This is a genomic window from Nocardia nova NBRC 15556 (genome assembly GCF_001613005.1).
GTDB classification, from domain to species: Bacteria; Actinomycetota; Actinomycetes; order Mycobacteriales; family Mycobacteriaceae; genus Nocardia; species Nocardia nova.
The window spans coordinates 16066-42603 of sequence record NZ_BDBN01000060.1; the positions used below are offsets into that span (position 1 = coordinate 16066).

Genomic DNA, 26538 nt, shown 5'->3' on the forward strand with positions numbered 1-26538 from the left:
CGCTGATGGCGGATGCACCTGCGAAACCTGTTCTCGACGACATCGATCGGCTCCTGATCCGCGAATTGATGGCCGACGGCCGGGCCACGCTGTCCAATCTCGCCGAGAAGGCCAGTCTGTCGGTATCCGCGGTGCAGTCGCGAGTGCGCCGGCTCGAGGCGCGCGGCGTGATCCGCGGATATTCCGCGAAGGTCGACCCGGAGGCGCTGGGACAACTGCTCTCGGCATTCGTCGCGATCACTCCTCTCGATCCCTCGCAGCCCGACGATGCTCCGGCCCTGCTCCAGCACATCCCCGGCATCGAGGAATGCCATTCGGTGGCGGGGGAGGAGAGCTACATGCTGCTCGTCCGGGTGGCCTCGCCCCGGCATCTCGAACAGTTGCTGCAGGAGATCCGCGCCACCGCCAATGTCCGCACCCGAAGCACCATCATTCTGCAGACATTCTATGACAGGTGAGACCTGATCGTAATTTATACGTTTGCTCGTAGTGAAACCGTAAATATTTTCGTATCCTGGGGGTGTGACCCTCGAACTGGAGCGCCCCGGAACGGCCGACGCGGAGGTCACGAACCCGGCGTCGGTCACCGCCTCGCGCGTACACGACATCCTGTCCGCCCATATGCTCGCCGACGGTTTCGATCTGGTGCTGGACCTGCGCAGATCGCGGGGACTCGACCTGGTCGACGCCCGGGACGGCACCGTCTATCTGGATATGTTCGGCTTCTTCGCCTCCTCCGCGCTGGGGATGAACCATCCGGCGCTGGCGGCGAATGCCCGATTTCGCGCCGAACTCACCAGGGCGGCGCTGAACAAGCCCAGTAATTCCGATGTCTATACGGTCGCGATGGCGCGCTTCGTCGACACCTTCGCGCGGGTCCTCGGCGATCCGGCACTGCCGCATCTGTTCTTCATCGACGGCGGTGCGCCGGCGGTCGAGAACGCGCTGAAGGTCGCCTTCGACTGGAAGAGCCGCCACAACGCGATGCACGGCCGCCCGGCCGAACTGGGCACGAAGGTGCTGCATCTGACCGGCGCCTTCCACGGCCGCTCCGGCTACACGCTGTCGCTGACCAACACCGACCCGATCAAGACCGAACGATTCCCGGCCTTCGACTGGCCGCGCATCGAGACCCCCTATCTGCGCCCCGGCATCGACATCGAGGTCGCCGAGCAGCGCGCGCTGGCGCAGGCCTGGGCCGCATTCGCCGAAAATCCGCACGACATCGCGTGTTTCATCGCCGAGCCGATTCAGGGCGAGGGCGGCGATCGGCACATGCGACCGGAATTTCTCCGGCGCATGCAGCAGCTGTGCCACGAGCAGGACGCGCTGTTCATCGTCGACGAGGTGCAGACCGGCGTGGCGATGACCGGGTCGACCTGGGCCTACCAGCAGTTGGGCCTGCGACCGGATGTGGTCGCCTTCGGAAAGAAGACGCAGGTCTGCGGAATCATGGCCGGCGGGCGCGTCGACGAGGTGCCCGACAACGTGTTCGCGGTGAGCTCGCGGCTCAATTCCACCTGGGGCGGCAACCTCGCCGATATGGTGCGGGCCCGCCGCATTCTCGAGGTGATCGAATCCGAGGACCTGGCCGCCCGCGCGAAGGAGCTGGGCGCGCTGCTGCTCGACCGGCTGCGCGCGCTCGCCGACCGGCACGAGCTGCTCACCGATCCGCGCGGTCGCGGGCTGATGTGCGCGGTGACACTGGATTCCGCCGAACTGCGCGATGCCGTCCTCGCGGAACTGCGCGAGCGCGAACGGGTACTGTTCCTCGGAACCGGCGAGCGCGGTATCCGGTTCCGGCCGCCGCTGACGGTCACCGCCGACGAACTCGAGCGGGCGGTGGATGCCCTGGATCGCGTCCTCGCGGGCATGGCCGATCGCTGACGATTCCCAGGCTCGCGCGAGCGTGTCCGGACCGTCGTTGTGGCACTTCACCAGCGCTTTTCTGCTGGCGGGTAGCCAATAAGGGTACTGGTCGGTAGCCCCCACTGGAATTCCGCCGGGCTGCGCCACTGGTTACACTCCGGGGCATGACGAGTGTCCAGAGTCAGCCTTCGCCGGGTTCGGCGGGCGCCCCCGATATCCACACCACCGCAGGGAAGCTGGCTGATCTGCGCAATCGGCTGGAAGAGGCCAAGCACCCGATGGGTGAGGGCGCGGTCGAAAAGGTCCACGCCAAGGGCAAGCTGACCGCGCGCGAGCGCATCCTGGCCCTGCTGGACGAGGGTTCGTTCGTGGAGATGGACGCGCTCGCCCGGCACCGCAGCGTCAACTTCGGCCTGGAGAACAACCGTCCGCTCGGCGACGGCGTGGTCACCGGCTACGGCACCATCGACGGCCGCGACGTCTGCATCTTCAGCCAGGACTCGACGGTGTTCGGCGGCAGCCTCGGTGAGGTCTACGGCGAGAAGATCGTCAAGGTCATGGACCTCGCGATCAAGACCGGCCGCCCGTTGATCGGCATCAACGACGGCGCCGGCGCTCGCATCCAGGAGGGCGTGGTCTCGCTCGGCCTCTACGGCGAGATCTTCCACCGCAACATCCAGGCCTCCGGCGTGATCCCGCAGATCTCGCTGATCATGGGCGCCGCGGCGGGTGGGCACGTGTACTCCCCGGCGCTGACCGACTTCGTCGTGATGGTCGACCAGTCCAGCCAGATGTTCATCACCGGCCCGGACGTCATCAAGACCGTCACCGGTGAAGAGGTCACCATGGAGGAGCTGGGCGGCGCCCACACCCATATGGTGAAGTCCGGTACCGCGCACTACGTCGCCTCCGGCGAGCAGGACGCGCTGGACTGGGTGAAGGACCTGCTGAGCTACCTGCCCAGCAACAACCGCGCCGAGGCGCCGCGCTTCCCGGCCAGCGACCCGATCGCCGGCGCGATCGAGGATTCGCTGACCGAGGAGGATCTCGAGCTCGACACCCTGATCCCGGATTCGCCGAACCAGCCCTACGACATGCACGAGGTCATCCGGCGACTGGTCGACGACGACGAGTTCTTCGAGGTGCAGGCCGAACGCGCGATGAACGTCATCGTCGGCTTCGCCCGCATCGACGGGCGCAGCGTGGGTTTCGTGGCCAACCAGCCCACTCAGTTCGCCGGCTGCCTCGACATCGACGCCTCGGAGAAGGCCGCCCGGTTCGTGCGCACCTGCGACGCGTTCAACATTCCGATCATCACGCTGGTCGACGTTCCGGGCTTCCTGCCGGGTACGGGCCAGGAGTACAACGGCATCATCCGCCGCGGTGCGAAGCTGCTCTACGCCTACGGTGAGGCCACTGTGGGCAAAATCACGGTCATCACTCGCAAGGCCTACGGCGGCGCGTACGACGTGATGGGCTCCAAGCACATGGGCGCCGATGTGAACCTGGCGTGGCCCACCGCCCAGATCGCCGTCATGGGCGCTTCGGGCGCGGTCGGCTTCGTCTACCGCAAGAAGCTGCAGCAAGCGGCCGCGGAGGGCGCCGATGTCGACGCCCTGCGCCTCGAGCTGCAGAACGAGTACGAGGACACGTTGGTCAACCCGTACGTGGCGGCCGAGCGCGGTTACGTCGACGCGGTGATTCCGCCCTCGCACACCCGCGGCCAGATCGTCGCGGCGCTCCGCTTGCTCGAGCGAAAGATGGTTACTCTTCCGCCGAAGAAGCACGGCAACATTCCGCTCTGATCCGACGATATGTGCGGTAGCGGAGGCACACTTTCCGGGAGAGTGGCGAGTTCGTACCGCGCACGATTGCCGCATCCGGGTGAAGATGGTAGGAAAAGGCCCTCATTCGATGAGGGCCGCACGAATACCGTTCGCGGCGTGGGTTCGTCCCGCGCCGTGAACGCCGGGCCCTCTCGGTCCGGCACAGAACAGGAGGAGTTGGCGCTGTGACGGCTGTGGCTGACGAAGAGATATTGCGCGCTGCCGAATTGGATTTGGCGGTCGACGAATTCGGTGACGGCGACACCAGGCTCGCATCCGACACCGCTGTCGTCGAGGCCGAGGTCGGCCACGGGCCGGTCATCCGCGTTCTGAAGGGTTCGCCCACCGACGAGGAACTCGCCGCTCTGGTCACCGTGTTCGCCGCCGCGGGCGCGAACGCCGACGCGGCGCCGCAGGATCAGGGCCCGGTGGACAACTGGGGCCGGCCCACCATGATGCACCGCGGTACCTCGCCGTTCTCTCCCTACGCCTTCCCCTATCTGTCGCACATCCGCGGCTGACGTGACGGGATTCGTTCTCGGCTCCGCCTCGCCGGCGCGACTGCAGGTGTTGCGTTCGGCCGGGCTGGATCCCGTGGTCCGAATATCCGAGGTCGACGAGGACGCGGTCGCCGCGGCGCTCCCGCCGGACACACCACCCGCGGGCGTGGTGACCGCTCTCGCCCGAGCCAAGGCCCACACCGTCGCCGCCGCGTTGATCGCCGACGCCGCCGCGTCCGTGGAGGGCCCGGCCGCCCCGGATTCCTATGGCCTAGTGGCCGCGCGGGCCCCGCGCTTGGTCGACGACTGCGTGGTCGTCGGCTGTGACTCGATGCTGCTGGTCGGCGGCGTGCTGCAGGGCAAGCCCCATACCCCGGACGTCGCCCGCGCCCGCTGGGCCGAGATGGCCGGGCGCAGTGCCGATCTGCTCACCGGCCACTGTGTGCTGCGCGTGCGCGACGGCGCGATCGTCGCCGACGCCCAGGACTGCAGCACCACCACCGTGCATTTCGCCGATCCCGGGCCGGCCGAGCTGGATGCCTATATCGCCACCGGCGAGCCGCTGCGGGTGGCCGGTGCGTTCACCCTCGACGGAATGGGCGGCTGGTTCGTCGACCGCATCGACGGTGACCCGTCCAGTGTCATCGGAATCGGCCTACCGCTGCTGCGTCGCCTCCTGGGCGACGTGGGCGTCGGAATTGCGCAACTGTGGTTCCGTGCGCAGCTGCGGGCCGACGCGATTGGCTGACGGCGTCGGTAGTCGCGGTCCGGTCCCGGCCTGATCGGGGATGTGGGCGGGATCCGGGAGCGTGCTCGCCAGTGCCTCCAGATGGATCACGCACAGTTCCGGGCCCACGAACGGGTGCAGCCGGACGTTGACCGCATCGCGTCCGCCGTTGCGGTCCAAGACTTCGCGCATCAGGCCCTGATGCACACCGCAGACCACCTCGGAGTGGGTGCGCGCCAATTCGCGCAGCGGGCAGGCGGTCAGGCGGATGTTGAGCTGGTCGCCGGTTTCGGAGGCGGGATCGCGCTCCGGGGCGAAACCCAATTCGGAGCTCACCGTGACCGCGACATCGCGCGCGTCGTCGAGCGAGGCGATGGGCTGTTCGAGCTGTTCGACCTTGGCGCCCCACGCGCGACCCGCCGTCACGGCCAATTCGGAACGCCGGCGGGGATCACTGCCGAGCTGATCGGCCAGCACCTGCGCGAGATCTTGATAACCGACCGATCGCTGCACCGCCGTGTATCCGATGCGCGGGCGGCCGCGGCCGCGGGGCGGCTGCTGGAATTGGCGGACCAGCGATTCCCGGGTGAGAACATCCAGATGAAAGCGGACGGTGGTGACGTGCTGTCCGGTGATGCGCGCCAGTTCCTGGGCATCGAGAGGCTCGCTGGCGCTGCGTAGGATCGCAAGCAGGCGCCGTCGTGGCCAAGAATCGGACATAGCTCACCCCTCCTCCCATGTGACTTTATCGGACGAAGCTGCGACTTAATCGCGCTTCATCCGATTCGTGATGTGAAACCGACGGCGCACATTGTTCGCACCTACGATCGGTACTGCCCAGCCGCCCATCGTCTACCACGCGTGAAGGATCTTCCACCGTGCCCGTCGCTCCGGACTCTCATCCATCCTTCGGCTCTCATGCATATCCACAACGATTGGTAACCACTGAGTGGCTGTCGGCAAACATCGGTACGCCGGGCCTCGCGATCGTCGAGTCCAACGAGGACATCCTGCTCTATGACATCGGCCATGTGCCAGGGGCGGTCAAGATCGATTGGCGCGCCGAGCTTACCGATCCGCTCACCCGCGACGTGATCGACGGCGCCCGTTTCGCCGCACTCATGCGTGCCAAGGGCATCGCTCGCGAGGACACGGTCGTTGTCTACGGCGACAAGGCCAACGGCACCGCCGCCGCCACCGCGTGGGTCTTCGGCCTGTTCGGGCATCCGGATGTGCGGCTGCTCGACGGCGGCCGGGACGCGTGGATCTCCGAGGCTCGCGACACCACCTTCGAGGTGCCCGACGTCGGGCTGGGGGAGTATCCGGTCGTCGAGCGCGACGATCGCAGCGCCCGGGCCTTCCTCGAGGATGTGCGCGCCTGCCTGAACGACGGCGGAACGGGCGCCGGACTGGTCGACGTGCGCGCGGTGGGGGAGTACACGGGCGACGACGACCGCATCCGGGACCGCCCGGAGGAACAGTCACTGCGCGCCGGGCACATTCCGACCGCGATCAACATCCCGTGGACCACGGCGGTGGGCGGCGACGGCCGATTCCGCAGCCGGTCGGAGCTCGAGGAGATCTACGCGCCGCTGCTCGGCGCCGAGGACACCATCGTCTACTGCCGCATCGGCGAACATTCGGCACACACCTGGTTCGTGCTGACTTCGCTGCTGGGCGTGGCGAATGTGCGTAACTACGACGGCTCCTGGACCGAGTGGAGCAACGCTGTGCGCACGCCGATCGTCAAGGGAAGTGAACCGGGTTCGGCTCCGGCCGCCGTGTCGGCGGCGGCACAGTCGGTCTAGGGTGTTGTTCACGTCACGGGGGTCCGGGCTACTGTTCGGTAGCCCTATCCCTGTTCGGAGTCTGTTGGCACACTGCCTACACTCACCCGAGACGTAAGTTGTCCAAAGCACAGGAGGCTCAGTGCCCAGCCATGCCAGCGCGCAGATCACGAAAGTCCTGATCGCCAATCGGGGCGAGATCGCGGTGCGTGTGATCCGGGCCGCCAAGGATGCCGGTATCGCCAGTGTCGCCGTGTACGCGGAACCGGACGCGGACGCGCCATTCGTCAAATTGGCCGATGAGGCATTCGCGCTCGGGGGGCAGACCTCGGCCGAGTCGTACCTGGTCTTCGACAAGATTCTCGACGCGGCGCGCAAGTCCGGCGCCGACGCGATCCACCCCGGTTACGGCTTCCTGTCCGAGAACGCGGATTTCGCCCAGGCCGTCCTGGACGCCGGGCTGATCTGGATCGGCCCCTCGCCGCAGTCGATTCGCGATCTGGGTGACAAGGTCACCGCTCGCCACATCGCCGAGCGCGCGCAGGCTCCGATGGCCGCGGGCACCAAGGATCCGGTGAAGGACGCGAACGAGGTCGTCGAGTTCGCCGAGCAGTACGGCGTCCCGGTGGCCATCAAGGCCGCCTTCGGTGGTGGTGGCCGCGGCATGAAGGTCGCCCACACCATCGAGGAGATTCCCGAGCTGTTCGACTCCGCCACCCGCGAGGCGACCGCCGCCTTCGGCCGTGGCGAGTGCTTCGTCGAGCAGTACCTGGACAAGGCCCGCCACGTCGAGGCCCAGGTGCTGGCCGACAAGCACGGCAACGTCATCGTCGCCGGCACTCGCGACTGCTCGCTGCAGCGCCGGTTCCAGAAGCTGGTCGAGGAGGCGCCCGCGCCGTTCCTGTCCGACGAGGTCCGCGCCAAGATCCACGAGTCCGCCAAGCGGATCTGCAAGGAGGCCGGCTACTACGGCGCCGGCACCGTGGAGTACCTGGTGCAGGGCGAGACCGTGTCGTTCCTCGAGGTCAACACCCGCCTGCAGGTCGAGCACCCCGTCACCGAGGAGACCTCGGGTCTGGACCTGGTGCGCTGGCAGTTCCGCATCGCCAACGGCGAGGAGCTGACCATCACCGAGGACCCGACTCCGCGCGGCCACTCGATCGAATTCCGCATCAACGGTGAGGACGCCGGCCGCGGATTCCTGCCCGCACCGGGCCCGGTCACCGTCTACAAGGAGCCGTCCGGCCCCGGCGTGCGCGTCGATTCCGGCGTGGTCGCGGGCAGCGTGATCGGCGGACAGTTCGACTCGATGCTGGCCAAGCTGATCGTCACCGGCGAGAACCGCACCCAGGCGCTGGAGCGGGCCGCGCGTGCGCTGGCCGAATACGAGATCGAGGGCCTGGCGACGGTGCTGCCCTTCGACCGCCACATCGTGACCAACCCGGCGTTCGTCGGTGACGGCACCAAGTTCGACGTCTACACCAAGTGGATCGAGAACGAGTGGGAAAACACCATCGAGCCCTACACCGGTGGCCGGCCCATCGAGGACGAGGACGAGGGTGCGCGCCAGACGGTGGTCGTCGAGGTCGGCGGCCGTCGCCTCGAGGTGTCGCTGCCGGGCCAGTTCAGCGTGGGCGCGGGCGCGGCCGGCGCCGCGGGCAACGGGGCGGGCGTGATCCGCAAGAAGCCCAAGCCGCGCAAGCGTGGCGGCGCGGGCGCCTCGGCCGCCTCCGGTGACGCCGTCACCGCGCCGATGCAGGGCACCGTGGTCAAGGTGGCCGTCGAAGAGGGCCAGTCGGTCGAGGCCGGCGACCTGATCGCGGTGCTCGAGGCCATGAAGATGGAGAACCCGGTCAACGCGCACAAGTCCGGTGTGGTCACCGGTCTGGCCGTCGAGGCCGGCGCCGCCATCACCCAGGGCACCGTGCTCGCCGAAATCAAGTAGGCAGCAAGCGATTTCGTGAATAACCCCGCTCCACGACGGAGCGGGGTTCTTCACGTTCTGGGCAGAGAACCGACGGCAACCCGCACGAGACCTAACCGGCGTGCGGAGAGTGTTGTTTGCCGGGCTCTGTCGGTTTGTCGTGCTTGTTCTCGGAATAGCTTGTGGCATGCGGGATTTGGAAGGGCGGCGGCAGCACGCCGGTGGGGAAGGGCAGCAGCCGCGGTGGGATGACCGCGGTCGTGTATCCCGGTTCCGGGGTCGTCGGGGCCGCGGTGGTCGGTGCGGGGGTGGTGACCTCGGGAGGGGTGGTCGACTGCTGGTCGGAGGGAGTGCGGGAGCCGCTGCTCAGCAGGGCCGTGCACCCGGCGACGACCGCGAGGGCGACGATGGCTGCGCCGATCAGCGCGGCGGCGACGGTGAGGGCCGAGCGGCGTGGCGGTGCGGGTGAAACCTGCTGTGCCGCTGAGGACAAGGGATGCGGCCGGCTGGATGGTCCGAGGGCTGCGGGCGGTGCGAGGGCATCGGCCGGTGTGCCCGGGCCCGGCAGGAAGCGAGTCGGGCGTGCCGCACCGCGCGGCCGCCCGGCCGCGGCACCCGCGAATCCGGGCACGGGGGCCGGTCCGGAGTCGAATCGTCTGGTCGTCGCGGGTTGCGCGGCCGCCAGGGGCGAAGGACCGAGTTGTCCGCGTGCCGCTGGTGCGGGCCCGGGCTGCCCGCTCGCCTCCGGTGTCGCGACTGGATGCGGCGTCTGCGACTGCTCGGATTGCAGGACCGGCGGTGGGTGGTCGACGGTGGTCGTTCCCGCCGCGGCCCGGGCCGCCGCCGCCAGCTCGCCCGCGGTGCGGTAGCGGTCGTCCGGCCGCTTCGCCATCCCGCGGGCGACGACGGCGTCGAGCGCGACGGGGACGTGAGCGGCGACCGCGGAGGGGCGCGGCGGAGGCTCGTGCAAATGGGCGTGCAACTGCCGGACCGCGTCGGTATCACCGAACGGCCTTTGCGCGGTGAGGCATTCGTACAGCACGCAGGCCAGTGAGTACACGTCCGAGCGGGAGTCGCCGTGCCCGGTGAACCGTTCCGGCGCCATATAGGCGAGCGTGCCGACCGTGAAACCCGTTGCGGTGATGGTGGTTTGCCCCGCCGCGCGAGCGATCCCGAAGTCGATGAGATACGCGAACCCGCCGGGATGCACGATGATGTTGGCGGGCTTCACGTCCCGGTGCACCAGCCCGGCCGCGTGGGCGGCGTCGAGTGCCTCGGCGATCTGCGAGATCAGATCGATCGACTCCGGCACCGCCATCGCACTCGACCGCACCAGCCGCGCCAGATCCACACCCGGGATGTAGGCCATATCCAGGTACAGCCGCCCGGCGTATTCGCCGAATCGATGGATCGGTGCGATATGCGGATTGTCCAGATGCGCTCCGATCCGGGCCTCGCGCTCGAACCGCCGCCGGTAATCCGCGTCCTCGGCCGCGCTCCCGGACAAGATCTTCAGCGCGACGGTCCGCGCATCCGCCGGGTCGTACGCCAGCCACACCTCCCCGGCCGAACCCCGGCCGAGCAGTCGATCGAGGCGGTACCGCCCGAACTCCCGCGCCGTCATCGCATCCGCCCGAGGTGCCTACCGGGCCGGATGAAGGGGCCGGGGGTACGGCGGCTCGCCGGTATCGTCCGCGCCCCGAGCCTCGCGTCGCTGGTCTGCGGCCGCGTCTCGGTACTCGGCTGTGGTGCTGGACCGGTCGTCGCGGCGACGAGCGGGGCGGCAGCGGTGCCGATGCCGCGCTGGCGGAACATGAGACCGACGATAGTGCGGATGTGCGGCCGGCGGTACCGCGGGTGGAATGCCGCGACGACGGGCCCGCTCACCGGCGCCCCGCGCGGTAATCTCGTGCCATGGCTGATTCTCCCGACGTCCGCATCGGTACCGCGGAGCGCGAGCAGGCGATGCAACGCCTGTCGGAGCACTTCGCCGCCGGGCGGTTGTCGGTCGCCGAGTTCGACGAGCGCAGCGGCCTCATCGCCGCGGCGGTGACGCGAGGTGATCTGGCGCCGGTGTTCAGCGACCTCCCGGCCGTCGTGCCGGAGCCGCCGGAATCGCCGGAACCGGCCGCCGCGCAGCCGGGTGGGCGGCGGGAGTTCGCCGGTTCGATGATGGGCCTGGTGGTGATCATCGCGCTGGTGCTGTTCTTCACCACCCATACCTGGCTCTGGTTCCTGCTGATCCCCGCGGCCGGCATCATCACCGGCGGCCTCCAGCAGCGCGGCCACGATCGCCGGTTGCTCGACGGCGACGACCACCGCCTGCTCGACCGCCGCCGCCGTCGCCGCGACCGTCGCTGGAGGTTCTGATGGAACCGATCGAAATCAACGCCGGCAGTTGGTATCTGCGTGCGCTGCGTGCCGACGACCGCATCGACGACCGCCCGGCTCTGGCCGACGGCGGCATCACCGATCCCGGCTATGTCGAACGCCGTGCCCGCGAATGGGCGGAACAGACCGGATATTCGTGGGCGGTGTGCGAGCCGACCACCGCGGAACTGGTCGCCGAGATCGTGGTGACGCCGCAACCCGATGGCACCGCGGAGATTTCGGGCTGGGCGCGCGAGGGCTACGATTCCGCGCTGCAGTCCGGCCTGACCGCGGTGAGCCGATTCGTCGCCGGGGCCCTGGGCCTGCAACCTCTGTAAGGCGCGCCGAACGCTCTGTGCCGCAGCCCTTTTCGCGTCGAGCGGCCGGGGTCGCCGATTAAATCGGTGGATTGCCGGGGTTCCGTACCCGTACCGTGAAGACTCCGAAATCAAGCACTGGGGAGGTGCGCGATGTGGGAGTGGAGTAAATCGGTCGCGGAACGGGCCACCGCGACAGCGTGGACCCGGTCGGCCGGGGAGCCGGAGCCGACCGTCGTGGATCCGGAGGTCCGGGCCGAGCGGCCGGACGAGCAGGCGCCGGAAGAGCTCGGCGAATGGGCCTCCGACGCCGTCATGGCATATGGCGGAGCAGGCGCCGGCGGACCGGTGCGCTCGATCCATCTGCCGGAGTACGACCTGGCCCGCTGAGAGGAACCGGGATGCGGGTGCCGCTCACATGGCGGTGCCCGCATCTTGGTCCCGCCCCCGGGCGAACCGTCCGATTGGAGCGGCACAACGACCGTCCGAGCAGGCAGGAGTAGCCTGCGAGGCGTGCAGAGGCCACCGTTGGACGCCGATATCCTGCGACATGCCGTCGCCGAACAGCCCGACCTGTCGTTCTTCTCCCACATCGATGTGGTGGAGTCGACCGGTTCGACCAATGCGGATCTGATCGGGGTGGCGGGCGATCCCTCCTCCGATCGGCGGGTGCTGGTCGCCGAATATCAGGACCGCGGTCGCGGCCGCCACGAACGGTCGTGGGTGAGTCCGCCGCGCGCGCAGATCGCGATGTCGATTCTGGTGCGGCTCGGCGGTATCGAGCCGGCCGTCCTCGGCTGGTTGCCGCTGCTGACCGGTGTCGCCGTCGTCGACGCGGTCCGCGAAACCACCGGACTGGACGCAAATCTCAAGTGGCCCAACGACGTTCTGATCGGCGGCCGCAAGGTGGCCGGCATCCTGGCCGAGGTCGCCTCCGGGGCGGGCGCGCCGGCGGTCGTGGTCGGCGTCGGGCTCAATGTGAGCCTCACCGAGGACGAACTGCCTGTGCCGCACGCCGTTTCGCTCACCCTGGCCGGTGCGGAGAACGCCGATCGCAACGAGTTGGTCCTCGCCCTGCTGCGCGCCTTCGCCCGCCACTTCACCGAATGGCGGACCGAGAACTGGAATGTCACGGCGCTGGCCGACGCCTACCGTGCCCGGTGCGCCACCCTCGGCGCCGACGTGCGGGCGGAACTGCCCGGCGGCGAGGTCATCACCGGCGTGGCCACCGATATCGACGCCTACGGCCGCCTGATCATCGGCGATCGTTCGGTATCGGCGGGCGACGTCACTCATCTTCGCCCGGCATAGCGGGCCGAATCAGGGGGTAGGGTTCGCATATGAGTTATCCGGAGGAGCTGCTCGCGCCGGACGAGCAGCTGCTACTGCACCGTCATCCGCATTGGAAGATGTTGTTCTTGCCGGCGCTCACCTTCATCCTCGCCACGGCGCTGGCCGGATTCCTGAGCGGGCTGGCCTGGCGCAACACCGAGGGCACCACGCGCAACGCCGTTCTCATCGCGATCGTCGTGGTGTGGGCGCTGCTGGTCGTGTGGCGTTGCCTGTCGCAGGTGATCCGTTGGAAGTCAACGCATTTCATCATCACCGACCGGCGGGTGCTGGTGCGCGAGGGCGTGCTCACCCACACCGGCATCGACATTCCGATGAACCGCATCTCCAGTGTGCAGTTCCGCCACGGGTTGTCGGACCGGTTGCTCGGCACGGGCACCCTGATCATCGACGCCGCCTCGGGTGATCCGTTGGAGTACGACGACATTCCGAACGTGCAGAAGGTGCATTCGTTGCTGTACCACCAGGTCTTCGACAACCCGCACGGCGATCCGGGCCACGAGCAGTATCAGGACCCTCGCTACGGCGGCCGTCGGTAGCGGCGGGCCGCGGTTCGGTGGCGCACGCCCGATCGGCCCGGTTCGCCAGTAATCTTGTGCTGTGACCGCCGTACTGCTGGCCGAGGACGATGAGGCCATCGCCGCTCCGCTGTCGCGAGCGCTGGGGCGCGAAGGCTATTCGGTAACCGTCGAGAGCTTCGGCCCCGCCGTGCTGCGCCGGGCGCTGGAGGGTGAACACGATCTGCTCATCCTCGACCTAGGGCTGCCCGGTATGGACGGCCTGGAGGTGTGCCGCCAGGTCCGTGCCCGCGGCGCCGATCTCGCGGTGCTGATGCTGACCGCCCGCACCGACGAGGTCGATTTCGTGGTGGGTCTGGACGCCGGCGCCGACGACTATGTCGGTAAACCGTTCCGTCTCGCCGAACTACTGGCCCGCGTGCGAGCCCTGTTGCGGCGCAGTGGCATCGGCGACGAGGCGGTGGAGATCGGCGGAGTGCGGCTCGAACCCGCCGCACGTCGGGTGCTGGTCAACGGCCACGAAGTGAATCTGGCCAACAAGGAGTACGAACTGCTCAAGGTGCTCATCGACCGGGCCGGGCAGGTCGTGCCGCGCGAGACGATTCTGCGCGAGGTGTGGGGCGATGCCGATCTGCGCGGCTCCAAAACCCTCGACATGCACATGTCCTGGCTGCGCCGCAAGATCGGCGACGAGGGCCCGGTCGCGGAGCGGCGCATCGTCACCGTGCGCGGTGTCGGTTTCCGCTTCAACACCGATTGATCGCCGATGCGGCGCCGAATTCTGCTGTCCATGCTGGCGGCCCTGACCCTCACCACCGTGGTGCTGGGTATCCCCCTGGCGTTCACCGCCTGGCAGTGGGTGGCCGATATCACCCGCAGCGATCTGCGGGCCCGCCTGGATCGCATGTCGGTGGAGATCGTCGGCCAGGAGCGTGAGGACGGGTTGGTCCACGGCGTGCTCGACCTGCGCTCGGTGCGGCCGCTGATTCCGTCCGGCGGACGTCTCACAATCATCTATCCGACTCCCGAGGACGCCGCGCTGCGCGTGGACGCCGGGGCGCCGGAGGTCGACAACCCGGTGGTGGAATCGCTGTCGATGGGCACGTCGGGCTCGCTGCGACTCGAGGTGCCGGCCGCCCCCATGCATTCGATGCAGCGGCAAGCGGTGGGCGCGGTGGCGTTGGTGGCGCTGGCCTCGCTGGCCGCGGGCGCCGCGGTGGCGGTGGTGACCGCGCGGCGGGTCGCCGATCCGCTGCGGGATGTGGCCGCCCGTGCCGCGCGGTTGGCGAAGGGCGATTTCCGGCCGGACCCGCGCCGGCACGGCATCACCGAACTCGACCGGGTCTCGGATGTGCTCGATTCGGCCACGGTCGAGATCGCGGGCCGGCTGCAGCGCGAGCACGCGCTGGTCGCCGACGTGTCCCATCAGTTGCGCAGCCGCTTGACGGCGGTGCGGCTGCGCCTCGACGAATTGTCGGCGCATCCGGACCCGGCGGTCGTCCAGGAATCGGAGGAGGCGATGGCGCAGGTCGATCGGCTCACCGAGGCGATCGACGAGTTGGTTCGCGATTCCCGCGACCAGGACGCCGCCGATCACGAACCGGTCCCGGTGGTCGCGGAATTGCGCGGGGTTGTCGCCGAATGGCGGCATCCCTTCGCCGAGGCCGGCCGCAAACTCGTGCTGTCCGGCGATCCGGCCCTGCGCGCGCCGGTGACCGGACCGCGGTTGCGCGAGGCGGTGGCCGTACTGGTCGACAACGCGCTGGTGCACGGCGGCGGAGACTGCTCGGTGTCGGTGCGCACCGTCTACGGCGGGCCCGACCGCGAACCGCTGGTGGCGGTCGAGGTGGCCGACGAGGGCGAGGGGGTCAGCGACGAACTGGCACCGCACATCTTCGACCGCGGCTTCTCCGGCGCCGGATCGACCGGGGTGGGGCTGGCGCTGGCGCGCGCGCTGATCGAAGCCGATGGCGGCCGGTTGGAACTACAGCGACGGCGTCCGGCGCTGTTCGCGGTATTCCTCGGTAAGCCGACCGCGGGGCGGTCGGGTAACGGCGTCATCGGGGAGCCCCGCTGAACGGTGGGTTCAGCTGAAGCCGAGCGGTTTCTCTTCCTCGTACAGTTCTTCGAATTCTTCGACCAGTGCGTCGATTTCGTCGGGGAACACCCAGCGCTTCATCGCCCAGAATCGGAACACCATCTGCAGGATGTTGCCGATGATGAAGGCGCTGACGAAGTCGGCGATGTTCTCCACGGTCAAGCTGACATCGGGAACGTGCAGATGGAAGAAATACCGCGAAACCCACAGCGGGAGATTCGACAGCAGCACACCGATGGCGCTGACCACGAAGAACAACAGGGCTTCGTGGTGTTTCTCACGACCGCCGCGACCCTTGAACGACCATTCCCGGTTCAGGATGTAGGACGCGATGACCGCGATTACTCCGGAAATGATCTTGGCAGTGATCGGTTTCGACTCGAGAACCGTCAATTTGAGGATGTAGAAGATACCGCTGTCGATGACGAAAGTGGTCGCTCCGACAATCGCGAACTTGATCAGCTCGTGATGACGAATAGCGAGGTCCCGTAGTGTTTTGGGGAGGATGTTGACCACATCGTCGACAAATGGCACCCGGTGAGTCTACGTCCGTCCCGCGCTGGGCAATCAACCCGCACTCATCCCCGCGTGTGGGCGCATGACAACATGGTGGGCTGTGAGCGAGCGTAGTGGGCCATCGATGGACCCCTCCACCGGGGTGCAAGAGGTTGCCGAGGGTGAACCGATGCCGGTTTCGCGCAGTTTCGAAGGTGGTGGAATGCCGACCGTCGCGATGATCGGCGGCGGGCAGCTGGCGCGAATGACGCATCAGGCCGCCGTGGCGCTGGGGCAGTGCCTGCGGGTCCTGGCCGAGCGCCCCGACGATCCGGCGGCCCAGGTCAGCCCCGAGCTGGTCCTCGGATCGCATACCGACCTGGCGGCCCTGCGCAAGGTTGCCGTCGGTACGCACGCGATGACCTTCGATCATGAACATGTGCCGACCGAACATCTGCTGGCGCTGGTGGCCGAGGGCGTGAACGTGCAGCCGCCGCCGGCCGCGCTGGTCTACGCCCAGGACAAGCTCGCGATGCGGCGCAAACTGGCCGAGATGGGCGTGCCGGTCCCGGCGTTCACCGCGGTCGAGAACGTCGCGGATGCCACCGGTTTCCTCGCCGAACACGGTCCGTTCGTGCTGAAGGCGGTGCGCGGCGGCTACGACGGGCGCGGCGTGTGGATGATCGACGACGCCGCCGAGGCCGAGCGCATCGTCACAGACCAGCTCGGGCACGGTGTGATCTTGCTCGCCGAGCAGCGGGTGGATCTGAAGCGTGAGCTCTCCGCGATGGTGGCGCGCTCGCCGTTCGGGCAGGCCGCGGCCTGGCCGGTGGTGGAGACCGTGCAGCGCGAGGGCCAGTGTGCCGTGGTGATCGCGCCCGCGCCGCAGCTGTCGGACGAGGCCGCGACCGAGGCCGAATCGCTGGCTCTGCGGCTGGCCGCCGAGCTCGGCGTCACCGGTGCGATGGCCGTCGAGCTGTTCGAAACCCACGCCGGTGAACTGCTGGTCAACGAACTGGCCATGCGCCCGCACAATTCCGGGCACTGGGGGATGGACGGTGCCGTCACCGGGCAGTTCGAACAGCATCTGCGCGCGGTTCTCGACTATCCGCTCGGTGCCACCACGCCGCTGGCGCCGGTGACGGTGATGGCGAACATCCTCGGCGCGGCCGAGGCGCCGGCGATGTCGATGGACGAGCGGCTGCACCACCTGTTCGCGCGGATGCCGGAGGCGAGGGTGCATCTCTACGGCAAGGGCGAACGCCCGAAGCGCAAGATCGGGCATGTGAACATCCTCGGTGACGACGTGGCCGAGGTGCGGGAGAAGGCCGAACGGGCGGCGCACTGGATGTCGCACGCGGTGTGGACCGATGGATGGGATCCCCATGAGTGACGGAGCACAGGTCGGCCTGATCATGGGCAGCGATTCCGACTGGCCCACGATGGAAGCCGCCGCGGAAGCGTTGGCGGAGTTCGGGATTCGCTTCGAGGTCGGTGTCGTCTCGGCGCATCGCACGCCGCAGCGCATGCTCGACTACGCCCGCGAGGCCGCCGGTCGCGGCGTGAAGGTGATCATCGCCGGTGCCGGTGGCGCCGCCCACCTGCCCGGCATGGTCGCCTCGGCCACCCCGCTGCCGGTGATCGGCGTTCCGGTGCCGCTGAAATATCTCGACGGCATGGACTCCCTGCTGTCGATCGTGCAGATGCCCGCCGGCGTCCCCGTCGCCACGGTCTCCATCGGCGGCGCCCGCAACGCGGGCCTGCTCGCCGTCCGCATCCTCGCCGCCACCGACCCCCAGCTGCGCACCCGCATGGAACAGTTCCAGGCCGACCTGGAAAAACTGGTCCTCGACAAGGACGAAGCCCTGCGCACCCGCTTGCTGGGTTAGGACCGATTCATTCCACGGCCCGACCCGCACGCAGGGCGGCGATCGATTCGATGAGGCCCGCGCGTTCGAGTGCGTCGAGGACATCTTCGACGGTCTCCGGAGGATTGTTCCGTGAATCGGCAATCGACTGTGTGCACGCCCAGACGATGCGATCGTCCAGCGACATCTGGTCGAGAATGAACTCGTCGGGGCTTTTCGCCTCGATGTGCCACTGTGCGAGGTATTCGTTCGGGAAGTCGTCGAGGTTGGCGGTGACGATGACTCGCGCACCGGCCTTGATCGCCGCGGCGAGCACGTGGCGGTCGTCCATGTCGGGTAGTTTCAGGCCCTCGATGAGCGGTTCGTAGCCCTCGACCAGGCAGTCGGGTACAGCCCTGATGAGCAGCTGTCGAAGCCGCACGAACTTGTCGGGTGCGATGTCGGGCCGTTTGGCGGACAGGTTGTCGAAGGTTTCGTCGAGAATGCGGGCCGACCATTTCGCCTGCACTATGCCCGACCGCGCGAGCCGGACCATCATGTCCCGCAGTGTATTTCCGTAGAGAACGTTGGCGTCGTAGAGCACTACGAATGCCACGTCAGATGCCCAATTCCTGCCCGAGGGCCCCGAGCTCGTCGGCTGCGGACCTGCTGAGGACTTCGGTGCGTTGCTGGTATGCCTTCAGGTCGTCGAACCGGACTCGGCGGTGGCGACCGACGAGGCGGAACGGAATCTCGCCGGATTCGAGGAGGTTGACCAGATACGGCCGCGACACGTTCAGCATGTCGGCTGCCTGCTGTGTGGTCAGTTCCGCATTGGAAGGAACGACGGACACCCCCCGGCCTTCTGCTGCCTGGGCGAGGATGAACGCCAGCAGACTCACGGCCTCGCGCGGGAGTATCAAAGCGTCGCGGCCGGTCTCACCGGAAGCGACGATGGTTTGTTCGTCCGGGTGGCGCATGAGGTAGTCCTTGATCCGACGCATGGCGCGCGCGGCTACCTCCGGATCGATGGCGCCGGGTTCCGTCCGTTTGGCTGTCTGCATCCCCATCGTGGTCACCACTCCTTCCTGTTCGAACTATACGCAATATTCGCAATATTCGAAACGGTCAGCGGTTCACTGGGGGGTCGCCGTGGCATCTCGCTACCGTTTAGACGTGCCCAGCGACAATTCGACCCCCGTTCGTGCTGCCGACGCCGCGGAGTTTCGGCTGGCTGTGGTCGATCATGCGTTGCGGCTGTTTGCCGAGCAGGGGTACGAGGCGACGACGGTGGACGAGATCGCGGAGGCGGCGGGGATTTCGCGGCGGACGTTCTTTCGGCAGTTCCGGTCGAAGGAGGATGTGGTCTTCGCCGACCACGAGGAGCAGCTCGCCCGGGCGAAGGCGTATCTGGCCGCGGCGCAGGGGGATCCGTGGGATGCCGTGCGGGAGGCGGTGGTCGGGATCTTCGAGCGGTTCACCGAGACCAGGGAACTGGCCGCGCGCCGGTACCGGGTGGTCCGGCAGGCCTCGGCACTGCGCGACCGTGAGATCGTGACCGTCTTCCGGTACGAACGGCTGTTCACCGACTATCTGCGCGATCGGCTGCCGGAGGTGCCCGATCTCGCGCTGATCCAGTTCAGTGCGGCCGTCACCGCCACCCACAACTATCTGCTGCGCCGCATGGTGCGGGGTCGGTCCGAGGCGAGCGCGGCCGATCTGCGCGCGGCGGTCCGGGCGATCGCGCCCCCCGGTGCGGCCCCGGAGCCGGGTGAGATGGTGGTCGCGGTCTTCCCGCGCGAGATGCCCGCACGGCAGGTCGCCGACCTCCTGGCCGACCGCCTCGATAATCTGTGAATCGGGCACCGAATCCACGATTTGGCACTGAGTGCCACGCCGGATTCTGGCCATCCCCTCACGTCGTCGCCCTCGGACGGCGTATAGTCGAACCCGACTGGCACTGAGTGCCGAGGTGCGCCAGTGTAGTGCCGGGATTCGCGGACCAGGCGAATCGAAACCCCACGACCAGGAGTGAACCCATGGCGGGCAACCCCGATTTCGAACTGTTCAAGTTGGACGACATCCACGACGAGTTGCGCGCGGCGATTCGCGGCCTGGCCGAGAAGGAGATCGCCCCGCACGCCAAGGATGTCGACGGCAACGCCCGGTTCCCGCAGGAGGCCCTGGACGCGCTGAACGCCGCGGGCTTCAACGCGGTCCACGTCCCCGAGGCCTACGGCGGCCAGGGCGCCGACTCGGTCGCCACCTGCATCGTCATCGAGGAGGTCGCCCGCGTCTGTGGTTCGTCCTCGCTGATCCCGGCGGTGAACAAGCTCGGCACGATGGGCCTGATCCTGCAGGGTTCGGAGGAGCTGAAGCAGAAGGTGCTGCCCGACCTCGTCGAGGGCAAGATGGCCTCCTACTGCCTGTCCGAGCGCGAGGCCGGTTCGGACGCCGCCTCCATGCGCACCCGCGCCAAGCGCGACGGTGACGACTGGGTGATCAACGGCTCCAAGTGCTGGATCACCAACGGCGGCCAGTCCACCTGGTACACCGTGATGGCGGTGACCGATCCGGAGAAGGGCGCCAACGGCATCTCCGCGTTCATGGTCCACAAGGACGACGAGGGTTTCGTGGTCGGCCCGCTCGAGCACAAGCTGGGCATCAAGGGTTCGCCGACCGCCGAATTGTACTTCGAGAACTGCCGCATCCCGGGTGACCGGATCATCGGCGCCGAGGGCACCGGTTTCAAGACCGCGCTGCAGACCCTCGACCACACCCGGCCCACCATCGGCGCGCAGGCGGTCGGCCTGGCCCAGGGTGCGCTGGACGCCGCGATCGCCTACACCAAGGACCGCAAGCAGTTCGGCAAGGCCATCGCCGATTTCCAGAACACCCAGTTCATGCTCGCCGATATGGCGATGAAGGTCGAGGCCGCGCGCCTGATGGTCTACACCTCCGCCGCACGCGCCGAGCGTGGTGAGAAGAACCTGGGCTTCATCTCCGCCGCCTCCAAGTGCTTCGCCTCCGATGTGGCGATGGAGGTCACCACCAACGCCGTGCAGCTGTTCGGCGGCGCCGGCTATACCACCGATTTCCCGGTGGAGCGGATGATGCGCGATGCCAAGATCACCCAGATCTACGAGGGCACCAACCAGATTCAGCGTCTGGTCATGTCGCGCCAGCTGCTGCGCTGATCGCAGACCCGATCGACGACGCGCGCGGCGCCGGGGAACGACTCGGCGCCGCCCGCGTTCGCTTGTGACATCGAACCGAAGCGGCACTGCCTCGTGGCGCGTCGCGCACGGTGAGTTGTCAGGACGCGTTACGGTATCGAAGCGCCGAATTCAGTGAATTACCGGCAATTTTCGCTGGTAGAACGGTAGTGCCACGAAAATCTCTGCGAAGTACTTTCAGATGCAATTTCAAATGTTCGTTCAATCGCAATCGGGCGAATTCGGAATTGTCCCAACGGCTTTCGCAGCGCACTATTGATGCATGGCAGGCGTGGAGATCACCGACAGGTTCGTCCGCCGCACCCTGGACAACGGGCGAATCGAAGAGGTCACCTGGCTGGAGCTGACCGAGGTGCGCATCATCACCACCGCCGACGGTCCCTTCGCCGACGACGTGTTCTTCGTACTGATCGGTGTGCGCGGGAACGGTTGCGTGGTCCCGCATTCCGCTGCCGACACCGAGTTCCTGGCCCGCCTGCAGAAACTACCGGGCTTCGACAACGCCGCCGTGATCGAGGCGATGGGGACGGTCGGCGACCGCCAGTTCCTGGTCTGGCGGCGCCGCATCTGACGCGGAGACCGCGGCGCCGCAGGAGGACCGCTAGGCGACCAGATCGGCGTATTCGCGATGGTCGCCGATGTACTGCTCCACGTACCAGCAGGTCGGCACGACGGCGAAGCCGTTGTCGCGGCAGTCGGTGAGCGCGTATTCCACCAGTTGCGCCGCCACCCCGCGCCCGCGGAACTCCGGGAAGGTGAGGGTGTGGTTGAGATCGCGAATCGGCTTGTCGCCCACGCTGTTCTCCGCGTAATCCGCGTAGCCGGCGAGAGTGTCGTCGATGTAGATCTCGTAGCGGCCGGCGGCCGTATTGTGCTCGAGCCTGGTCGTCATATCAGGTAGAACTCCGTCGTCGCCACGATTTGTTCCGCGCGCGGGTCAGCTCCCGCAGACTCGATTCAGCTCGTCCGACATTTCGCAGCCTAGCCGTCGACTGTCCGATTTGCGAGATTTTTCCGGCCGGTCCGAGTTCAGAGCACCGCGCCCGGATTGAGGATGCCGTGCGGATCCAGGGCTTCCTTGATGCGCCGGGTCAGATCCATCACCTCCGGACCGACCTGATCCGGTAGCCACGCCTTCTTCAACCGGCCGACGCCGTGTTCGCCGGTGATCGTGCCGCCCAGCGCGATGGCCAGGTCCATGATCTCGCCGAAGGCCTGATGCGCGCGTGCGGTCTCGTCCGCATCGGCGGGGTTGTAGACGATCAGCGGGTGGGTGTTGCCGTCACCGGCGTGCGCGATCACCGAGATCAGCACCTCCCGCCGCGCGGCGATCTCGGCGATACCCGTGACCAGCTCGCCCAGGCGCGGGAGCGGCACGCCGACGTCCTCGAGCAGGAGCGGACCCTTGCGTTCCACCGCGGGGATGGCGAATCGCCGTGCGGCGCAGAACGCTTCGCCCTCCTCGGGGTCCTCGGTCCGGAAAACCTCGGCGGCTCCGGCGCTTTCGCAGGCCTCGGCGATGATCGCGGCCTCCCGGGCCCGGTATTCGCCGGGAGCGTCCGAGCGGGCCACCAGCATGGCTGCGGCCTCGCGATCGAGTCCCATCCGCATCTCGTCCTCGACGGCGTTGATCGCCACCGAGTCCATGAATTCCAGCATCGAGGGACGCAGCCGGGCCGCGACCGCCTCGATCGCCGCGGTAGCCGCGGTGAGGGTGGAAAACGTGGCGACCACGGTGCTCTGCTGCGGCTGAGCGGGCAGCAACCGCAGCGTCAGCTCGGTGATGATGCCGAGGGTGCCCTCGCTGCCGACGAACAGTTTGGTCAGCGACAGCCCGGCGGAATCCTTGAGTCGCGGCCCGCCCAGCCGCACCACCGTGCCGTCGGCGAGCACCACCTCCATACCCAGGATGTAGTCGGTGGTGACGCCGTATTTCACGCAGCACAGCCCGCCGGCGTTGGTGGCCGCGTTGCCGCCGATCGAGCAGATCTCGAACGATGACGGATCCGGCGGATACCACAGTCCGTGTTCGGCCGCCGCCCGTTTGACCTCGGCGTTCAGCAGTCCGGGCTGGGTGACGGCGGTCCGGGTGACCGGATCGACCGTGATCTCCCGCATGCGTTCGGTACTCACCAGCAGGGCGCCGTCCTGCGCGGTCGCGCCGCCGGACAGTCCGGTTCCGGCGCCGCGCGGCACCAGCGGGACCCGATGTTCGTGCGCCCAGCCGACCACGGTCGCGACCTGTTCGGTGGTCAGCGGCCGGACCAGTGCCGCCGGCATTCCGGCCTGTGGATCGAGCGCGCGGTCGTGGCGGTACCCGGCGAGGATGTCGGGATCGGTGACGACCGTGCCGTCGGGAAGCCGGTCTGCGAGTGTTGCGATGTCCACACCCCGAACCTACGTGCTCGCGCGGGATCCGTGCGCAGTACACTGCCGCGGTGTCCGATGCCAAGCTAGAGATCCAGATGCTCCACGACCGGATCATGGTTCGCGTCTCCCAGGAGGAGGGCGAACGACGCAGCAGCGGCGGCATTCTGATTCCCGCCACCGCGCAGGTGGCGAAGCGGCTGACCTGGGGTGAGGTCAGCGGGGTGGGTTCGCATGTGCGCAGCGTGGGCGTCGGCGACCGTGTGCTGTTCAGCGCCGAGGACCAGTTCGAGGTGGAGGTGCAGGGTCAGGCCTACCTGGTGCTGCGCGAGCGCGATCTGCACGCGGTGGCGAGCGAACGCCCCGAACACGGCACCGGCCTGTACCTGTAACCGGCACGGCGATGCCCCCGGCCGGGTAGCCAGGGGCATCGAGCGCATCAGCGGGTGTGCCGCGGTAGCGCCAGCGCGGCGGCGAGCACCACGGCGAGGACCGCGATCCCGGCTACCGCGGCCATCTCCATGGCGGTCACATAGCTGCCGGTGCTGTGCACCGCGCCCAGCGCCGAGAAGAAGATGACGCCGAGAACGGTTGCGCCGATGGCGTTTCCGAACTGCTGCGCGGTGGTGAGCACGCCGGCCGCCATCCCGGCCTGCGGTGCGGGGATGCCCGAGGACAGCACGGCCGAGACCACCGACGGGATCGTCATCCCGTTGCCGAGGCCGACGACCATCATGCCCGGAATCAACGCGAGGGCGCTCACCTGCGTGCCCATGCCGACCAGCACAGCCAGGGTGATTCCCAGGCCGGTCAGGCTGGTGCAGGTTCCGATCACCATGACCCGGTTGCCGAACCGGTTGGCGACCCGCGGTGCCAGGAACAGCGAACTGCCCGCGAAGCAGAGTCCCAGCGGCGCGAACGCCGAACCCGCACGCAGCGGCGACAATCCGAGGCCGCCCTGCAGCATCAGCGTCAGGCAGAGCATGAATCCGGCGAAGAAGGTCAGATAGCCGCCCGCGATCACGAGGCCGAGGCTGAAGCCGCGTTCGCGAACCATGGCGGTGTCGAGGACCGGTTCCCCGCCGCGGCGTGCCAGCCGGTTCTCGTAACGCAGGGTCGCCAGCAGCACCGGCGCCGCGGCCGCCATCGACACCCAGGTCCACAGCGGCCAGCCCTCCGGCCGGCCCAGTGTGATCGGAATCAGCAGCAGTGCCAGTGCCGCGGAAATGCCCACGGCGCCAACGGGATCCAGCCGCGCCCGGCGAGTGCTGCCGGTGCGGGGCAGCCAGCGTGCGGCCAGGGCGGCCGCGACCAGTCCGATCGGCACGTTGATGTAGAAAATGGTCCGCCAGCCCCAGCCGAACAGATCGGCGTCGAGCAGGACGCCGCCGAGCACCTGGCCCGCGACCGCGCCGAGGCCGATGGTGGCGCCGAACGCGGCCATCGCCCGGGGCCGTTCGAGCGGCGGGAACAGGGTGTTGATCAGTGCCAGCATCTGCGGCACCATCAGCGCCGCGGTGCCGCCCTGCAGGACGCGCGCGCCGACCAGCGCCCAAGCATTCGGTGCGAGGCCGCAGAGCAGCGACGCCACCGTGAAGGCCAGCATGCCGACGACGAACAGGCGCCGATGGCCGAACAGGTCGCCGAGCCGGCCGCCCGTGATCAGGCCCGAGGCGTAGGCGAAGCCGTAGCCGCCGACGATCAGTTCCAGCGCCGCTTCGCCGGCGTTCAGATCGTGTTGTAGCGAGGAGGCGGCGACATTGACGACGAACCAGTCGAACATCGCCATGAACATGGCACTCAGCACCACCGGCAGCACCCGCCAGCGCGCCGGGTAGGGCACGGGCTCGGCCGACGGCGTACGCAGAAGTGGTGGGGCGGTGGGTGTTTCGAGGGTGGGCATATCGGACTCCCCGGAATCGGTCGAGAGTATCGACGGCGCCGCGCTGCGCCGCGGGATGCGGATCGGTCTCCGCACGGGATGTAACTAACCGGTTGGTTAGAACTATTCCAGCGCCCGCGGCGTCGTGTCAACCAATTGGTTGGTTAGCATCGATGGCATGCCCCCGCGCGATCCCGAGGCCACCAAGGCCCGCATCTTCGAGGCGGCGACCGAGGAGTTCGCCGCCCACGGGATCGCCGGTGCCCGCGTGGATCGCATCGCCCGCAACGCCAAGGCCAACAAGCAGCTGATCTACGCCTACTTCGGCGACAAACAACACCTGTTCGAACAGGTGCTGGAGAAGGCGATGCTCGATGTGGCCGCGGCGGTCTCGACCGATATCGACGATATCGATGCCTGGGTGGACGCCCATATCGCCTACCACCGCGAACATCCGGAATTCCTCCGGTTGCAGATGTGGGAGGCGTTGGAACTCGCGCCGGACCGAGTGACCGCCGGCGAGGCCCGCGCGCGCCGCTACCGGGACAAGATCGAGAAGGTCGAGGCCGCACAACGGCGGGGACTGCTGCGCGACGATATGCCGCCCGGCTATCTGCTCACCCTGCTGACCGGGCTGATCAACTATCAGCAGGCGCTCCCGCAATCCCGGCGGTTCGTCGTCGGCGGCCCCGACGATCCGGCGGAGCTGCGCAACTGGGTGCGTGACGCCGCGCGCCGGATCGTGGCGCCGCGCGAGGAATCCTGAGCCTTACACCCGCTAACGCCGCGCGGCGATCTCCGTCTCGAGGGTGGCCAGGTCGGTGGTCAGCGATCCGCCGGCGAAAGCCATTGCGGCATATGACCGTTCGGCCGCATCGGCATGTCCGGCGCCACAGGCGTCGGTCACCGTGATCGGCAGATAACCCAGATCGATGGCATGCCGCACCGTCGGCTCGATACCGACCTCGAGGGCGATCCCCGCGATCACGACGGTATCGATGCGCAGGTCACGCAGGGCGATATCCAGGGGTGTGCCCGCGAAGGCCGACATGGTGATCTTGTCGAAAACCACCTCGTCCGGGCCGGGGGTCAGCTCCGGAACCAGGTGATACTGCGGTGAGCCCTGCGGGAACATCGACCGCACCCGGCTCGGATCGTCCACGCGCTGCCACGCCATGGCCGTCCGCAGCTGCGCCACCCCGGCCGCGGCCGGCGGCAGTGACATGTGCCGGGTGTAGAACACGCGAAAACCGTTGGCTCGAGCCATATCACGAAGCCGGACGCAGGCATCGACGATCTGCTGCCCGGCGGCGATCTGACCGACGATGCCGACCTGCATGTCGTAGATCAGCACCGCGGTCCGAGCCGGATCGCACGCGTCCGCCACGGTCAGGGCGATGTCGAGTCCGAATGCATGCCGCATAT

The 26538-nt window shown here is 68.0% G+C and carries 30 protein-coding genes; 21 read left to right on the forward strand and 9 right to left on the reverse strand.

All coding sequences use genetic code 11. The annotated features are described in order from the left end of the window. Positions 1–5: 5 nt before the first annotated feature. The 5 genes from NN2_RS23000 (at position 6) to NN2_RS23020 (ending at position 4943) form a co-directional block, all read left to right on the forward strand. The gene (locus NN2_RS23000; RefSeq protein ID WP_030513603.1) at positions 6–458 is read left to right on the forward strand and encodes an Lrp/AsnC family transcriptional regulator; all 453 of its coding nucleotides are present in this window, start codon (positions 6–8) and stop codon (positions 456–458) included. Positions 459–522: 64 nt separating this feature from the next. Then, a complete protein-coding gene (gene lat, locus NN2_RS23005) occupies positions 523–1887 on the forward strand; it encodes an L-lysine 6-transaminase (protein ID WP_063015937.1) in 1365 nt (454 codons plus the stop codon). Between the two features lie 146 nt (positions 1888–2033). Then, positions 2034–3674, forward strand: coding sequence for an acyl-CoA carboxylase subunit beta (locus NN2_RS23010; RefSeq protein WP_063015938.1), 1641 nt, complete (start codon positions 2034–2036; stop codon positions 3672–3674). Positions 3675–3880: 206 nt separating this feature from the next. Further along, complete coding sequence (locus NN2_RS23015; protein WP_030513606.1) at positions 3881–4216, forward strand: acyl-CoA carboxylase subunit epsilon; 336 nt, start codon at positions 3881–3883, stop codon at positions 4214–4216. Position 4217: 1 nt separating this feature from the next. Beyond that, complete coding sequence (locus tag NN2_RS23020; protein WP_063015939.1) at positions 4218–4943, forward strand: Maf family protein; 726 nt, start codon at positions 4218–4220, stop codon at positions 4941–4943. Here the strand turns inward: NN2_RS23020 and NN2_RS23025 are convergent. Next, on the reverse strand, positions 4851–5642 hold the full coding sequence (locus NN2_RS23025) for a helix-turn-helix transcriptional regulator (RefSeq protein WP_063015940.1): 792 nt from the start codon (positions 5640–5642) through the stop codon (positions 4851–4853). The two genes, NN2_RS23020 and NN2_RS23025, sit on opposite strands and share 93 nt — an antisense overlap. Positions 5643–5800: 158 nt before the next feature. Here NN2_RS23025 and NN2_RS23030 point away from each other — a divergent pair, with 158 nt between their 5' ends. Both NN2_RS23030 and NN2_RS23035 read left to right on the forward strand, forming a co-directional pair. Then, positions 5801–6730, forward strand: coding sequence for a sulfurtransferase (locus NN2_RS23030; protein WP_063015941.1), 930 nt, complete (start codon positions 5801–5803; stop codon positions 6728–6730). Positions 6731–6851: 121 nt separating this feature from the next. Further along, entirely contained in the window at positions 6852–8654 is a 1803-nt protein-coding gene (locus NN2_RS23035) for an acetyl/propionyl/methylcrotonyl-CoA carboxylase subunit alpha (protein ID WP_063015942.1), read from the forward strand. Between the two features lie 91 nt (positions 8655–8745). Here NN2_RS23035 and NN2_RS23040 read toward each other — a convergent pair whose 3' ends face one another. Further along, positions 8746–10257 (reverse strand): serine/threonine-protein kinase, encoded by a 1512-nt coding sequence (locus tag NN2_RS23040; RefSeq protein WP_063015943.1) that lies wholly within the window; start codon positions 10255–10257, stop codon positions 8746–8748. Positions 10258–10547: 290 nt separating this feature from the next. Between NN2_RS23040 and NN2_RS23045 the strand changes: the two genes are divergently transcribed. From NN2_RS23045 to NN2_RS23075, 7 genes are all read left to right on the forward strand, one after another. Beyond that, the gene (locus NN2_RS23045) at positions 10548–11003 is read left to right on the forward strand and encodes a DUF1707 SHOCT-like domain-containing protein (RefSeq protein ID WP_063910848.1); all 456 of its coding nucleotides are present in this window, start codon (positions 10548–10550) and stop codon (positions 11001–11003) included. Continuing rightward, positions 11003–11341 (forward strand): hypothetical protein, encoded by a 339-nt coding sequence (locus NN2_RS23050; protein WP_063015944.1) that lies wholly within the window; start codon positions 11003–11005, stop codon positions 11339–11341. The genes NN2_RS23045 and NN2_RS23050 overlap by 1 nt, the downstream gene beginning before the upstream one ends. Before the next feature lie 132 nt (positions 11342–11473). Further along, positions 11474–11710 (forward strand): hypothetical protein, encoded by a 237-nt coding sequence (locus tag NN2_RS23055; protein WP_036523144.1) that lies wholly within the window; start codon positions 11474–11476, stop codon positions 11708–11710. Between the two features lie 123 nt (positions 11711–11833). Further along, positions 11834–12631, forward strand: coding sequence for a biotin--[acetyl-CoA-carboxylase] ligase (locus NN2_RS23060; RefSeq protein ID WP_030513667.1), 798 nt, complete (start codon positions 11834–11836; stop codon positions 12629–12631). Between the two features lie 29 nt (positions 12632–12660). Beyond that, positions 12661–13209, forward strand: coding sequence for a PH domain-containing protein (locus tag NN2_RS23065; protein WP_063015945.1), 549 nt, complete (start codon positions 12661–12663; stop codon positions 13207–13209). Positions 13210–13270: 61 nt separating this feature from the next. Further along, positions 13271–13948: a response regulator transcription factor gene (locus tag NN2_RS23070; protein ID WP_030513615.1), complete on the forward strand. Its 678-nt coding sequence runs from the start codon at positions 13271–13273 to the stop codon at positions 13946–13948. A gap of 6 nt (positions 13949–13954) precedes the next feature. Then, positions 13955–15265, forward strand: a complete 1311-nt coding sequence (locus tag NN2_RS23075; protein ID WP_030513616.1) for a sensor histidine kinase — start codon at positions 13955–13957, stop codon at positions 15263–15265. A gap of 9 nt (positions 15266–15274) precedes the next feature. Here the strand turns inward: NN2_RS23075 and NN2_RS23080 are convergent, their stop codons facing one another. Beyond that, positions 15275–15820, reverse strand: a complete 546-nt coding sequence (locus tag NN2_RS23080) for a GtrA family protein (protein ID WP_063011191.1) — start codon at positions 15818–15820, stop codon at positions 15275–15277. A gap of 151 nt (positions 15821–15971) precedes the next feature. Between NN2_RS23080 and NN2_RS23085 the strand changes: the two genes are divergently transcribed. Then, positions 15972–17174 (forward strand): 5-(carboxyamino)imidazole ribonucleotide synthase, encoded by a 1203-nt coding sequence (locus tag NN2_RS23085; RefSeq protein ID WP_063015970.1) that lies wholly within the window; start codon positions 15972–15974, stop codon positions 17172–17174. After that, a complete protein-coding gene (gene purE / locus NN2_RS23090; protein WP_063015946.1) occupies positions 17167–17670 on the forward strand; it encodes a 5-(carboxyamino)imidazole ribonucleotide mutase in 504 nt (167 codons plus the stop codon). The genes NN2_RS23085 and purE overlap by 8 nt, the downstream gene beginning before the upstream one ends. Before the next feature lie 7 nt (positions 17671–17677). Here the strand turns inward: purE and NN2_RS23095 are convergent, their stop codons facing one another. Continuing rightward, the gene (locus NN2_RS23095) at positions 17678–18244 is read right to left on the reverse strand and encodes a PIN domain-containing protein (protein ID WP_063015947.1); all 567 of its coding nucleotides are present in this window, start codon (positions 18242–18244) and stop codon (positions 17678–17680) included. A gap of 1 nt (position 18245) precedes the next feature. After that, positions 18246–18698 (reverse strand): helix-turn-helix domain-containing protein, encoded by a 453-nt coding sequence (locus NN2_RS23100; RefSeq protein ID WP_063015971.1) that lies wholly within the window; start codon positions 18696–18698, stop codon positions 18246–18248. Between the two features lie 106 nt (positions 18699–18804). On the opposite strand from NN2_RS23100, the gene NN2_RS23105 reads away from it, so the two are divergent. From NN2_RS23105 to NN2_RS23115, 3 genes are all read left to right on the forward strand, one after another. Further along, positions 18805–19485: a TetR family transcriptional regulator gene (locus NN2_RS23105; protein WP_063015948.1), complete on the forward strand. Its 681-nt coding sequence runs from the start codon at positions 18805–18807 to the stop codon at positions 19483–19485. A 182-nt stretch (positions 19486–19667) separates the two neighbouring features. Beyond that, positions 19668–20825 carry an acyl-CoA dehydrogenase gene (locus NN2_RS23110; protein ID WP_063015949.1) on the forward strand — a complete coding sequence of 386 codons (1158 nt, stop codon included), beginning with the start codon at positions 19668–19670 and terminating at the stop codon, positions 20823–20825. 301 nt (positions 20826–21126) lie between these two features. Next, positions 21127–21435 (forward strand): hypothetical protein, encoded by a 309-nt coding sequence (locus NN2_RS23115; protein ID WP_030513629.1) that lies wholly within the window; start codon positions 21127–21129, stop codon positions 21433–21435. A 30-nt stretch (positions 21436–21465) separates the two neighbouring features. Here the strand turns inward: NN2_RS23115 and NN2_RS23120 are convergent, their stop codons facing one another. Both NN2_RS23120 and NN2_RS23125 read right to left on the reverse strand, forming a co-directional pair. Next, positions 21466–21756, reverse strand: a complete 291-nt coding sequence (locus NN2_RS23120) for a GNAT family N-acetyltransferase (protein ID WP_030513630.1) — start codon at positions 21754–21756, stop codon at positions 21466–21468. Between the two features lie 137 nt (positions 21757–21893). Next, entirely contained in the window at positions 21894–23252 is a 1359-nt protein-coding gene (locus tag NN2_RS23125; protein WP_030513632.1) for an FAD-binding oxidoreductase, read from the reverse strand. A 50-nt stretch (positions 23253–23302) separates the two neighbouring features. Between NN2_RS23125 and NN2_RS23130 the strand changes: the two genes are divergently transcribed. Further along, positions 23303–23623, forward strand: a complete 321-nt coding sequence (locus NN2_RS23130; RefSeq protein WP_030513633.1) for a GroES family chaperonin — start codon at positions 23303–23305, stop codon at positions 23621–23623. A 47-nt stretch (positions 23624–23670) separates the two neighbouring features. Here the strand turns inward: NN2_RS23130 and NN2_RS23135 are convergent, their stop codons facing one another. Further along, positions 23671–25134, reverse strand: a complete 1464-nt coding sequence (locus NN2_RS23135; RefSeq protein WP_063015950.1) for an MFS transporter — start codon at positions 25132–25134, stop codon at positions 23671–23673. 157 nt (positions 25135–25291) lie between these two features. Here NN2_RS23135 and NN2_RS23140 point away from each other — a divergent pair, with 157 nt between their 5' ends. Beyond that, a complete protein-coding gene (locus NN2_RS23140; protein WP_063015951.1) occupies positions 25292–25879 on the forward strand; it encodes a TetR/AcrR family transcriptional regulator in 588 nt (195 codons plus the stop codon). 12 nt (positions 25880–25891) lie between these two features. Here NN2_RS23140 and NN2_RS23145 read toward each other — a convergent pair whose 3' ends face one another. Continuing rightward, positions 25892–26536: a cysteine hydrolase family protein gene (locus tag NN2_RS23145; protein ID WP_063015952.1), complete on the reverse strand. Its 645-nt coding sequence runs from the start codon at positions 26534–26536 to the stop codon at positions 25892–25894. Between the last annotated feature and the right edge of the window lie 2 nt (positions 26537–26538).

Excerpts from the sequence above, each read along its gene's own strand:
- NN2_RS23000 (WP_030513603.1), top strand. The coding sequence starts at position 6 with ATGGCGGATGCACCTGCGAAACCTGTTCTCGACGACATCGATCGGCTC.
- NN2_RS23010 (WP_063015938.1), top strand. The coding sequence starts at position 2,034 with ATGACGAGTGTCCAGAGTCAGCCTTCGCCGGGTTCGGCGGGCGCCCCC.
- NN2_RS23025 (WP_063015940.1), bottom strand. The coding sequence starts at position 5,642 with ATGTCCGATTCTTGGCCACGACGGCGCCTGCTTGCGATCCTACGCAGC.
- NN2_RS23040 (WP_063015943.1), bottom strand. The coding sequence starts at position 10,257 with ATGACGGCGCGGGAGTTCGGGCGGTACCGCCTCGATCGACTGCTCGGC.
- NN2_RS23045 (WP_063910848.1), top strand. The coding sequence starts at position 10,548 with ATGGCTGATTCTCCCGACGTCCGCATCGGTACCGCGGAGCGCGAGCAG.
- NN2_RS23050 (WP_063015944.1), top strand. The coding sequence starts at position 11,003 with ATGGAACCGATCGAAATCAACGCCGGCAGTTGGTATCTGCGTGCGCTG.
- NN2_RS23055 (WP_036523144.1), top strand. The coding sequence starts at position 11,474 with ATGTGGGAGTGGAGTAAATCGGTCGCGGAACGGGCCACCGCGACAGCG.
- NN2_RS23065 (WP_063015945.1), top strand. The coding sequence starts at position 12,661 with ATGAGTTATCCGGAGGAGCTGCTCGCGCCGGACGAGCAGCTGCTACTG.
- NN2_RS23075 (WP_030513616.1), top strand. The coding sequence starts at position 13,955 with ATGCGGCGCCGAATTCTGCTGTCCATGCTGGCGGCCCTGACCCTCACC.
- NN2_RS23085 (WP_063015970.1), top strand. The coding sequence starts at position 15,972 with ATGCCGGTTTCGCGCAGTTTCGAAGGTGGTGGAATGCCGACCGTCGCG.
- purE (WP_063015946.1), top strand. The coding sequence starts at position 17,167 with ATGAGTGACGGAGCACAGGTCGGCCTGATCATGGGCAGCGATTCCGAC.
- NN2_RS23100 (WP_063015971.1), bottom strand. The coding sequence starts at position 18,698 with ATGGGGATGCAGACAGCCAAACGGACGGAACCCGGCGCCATCGATCCG.
- NN2_RS23110 (WP_063015949.1), top strand. The coding sequence starts at position 19,668 with ATGGCGGGCAACCCCGATTTCGAACTGTTCAAGTTGGACGACATCCAC.
- NN2_RS23115 (WP_030513629.1), top strand. The coding sequence starts at position 21,127 with ATGGCAGGCGTGGAGATCACCGACAGGTTCGTCCGCCGCACCCTGGAC.
- NN2_RS23120 (WP_030513630.1), bottom strand. The coding sequence starts at position 21,756 with ATGACGACCAGGCTCGAGCACAATACGGCCGCCGGCCGCTACGAGATC.
- NN2_RS23135 (WP_063015950.1), bottom strand. The coding sequence starts at position 25,134 with ATGCCCACCCTCGAAACACCCACCGCCCCACCACTTCTGCGTACGCCG.
- NN2_RS23140 (WP_063015951.1), top strand. The coding sequence starts at position 25,292 with ATGCCCCCGCGCGATCCCGAGGCCACCAAGGCCCGCATCTTCGAGGCG.
- NN2_RS23145 (WP_063015952.1), bottom strand. The coding sequence starts at position 26,536 with ATGCGGCATGCATTCGGACTCGACATCGCCCTGACCGTGGCGGACGCG.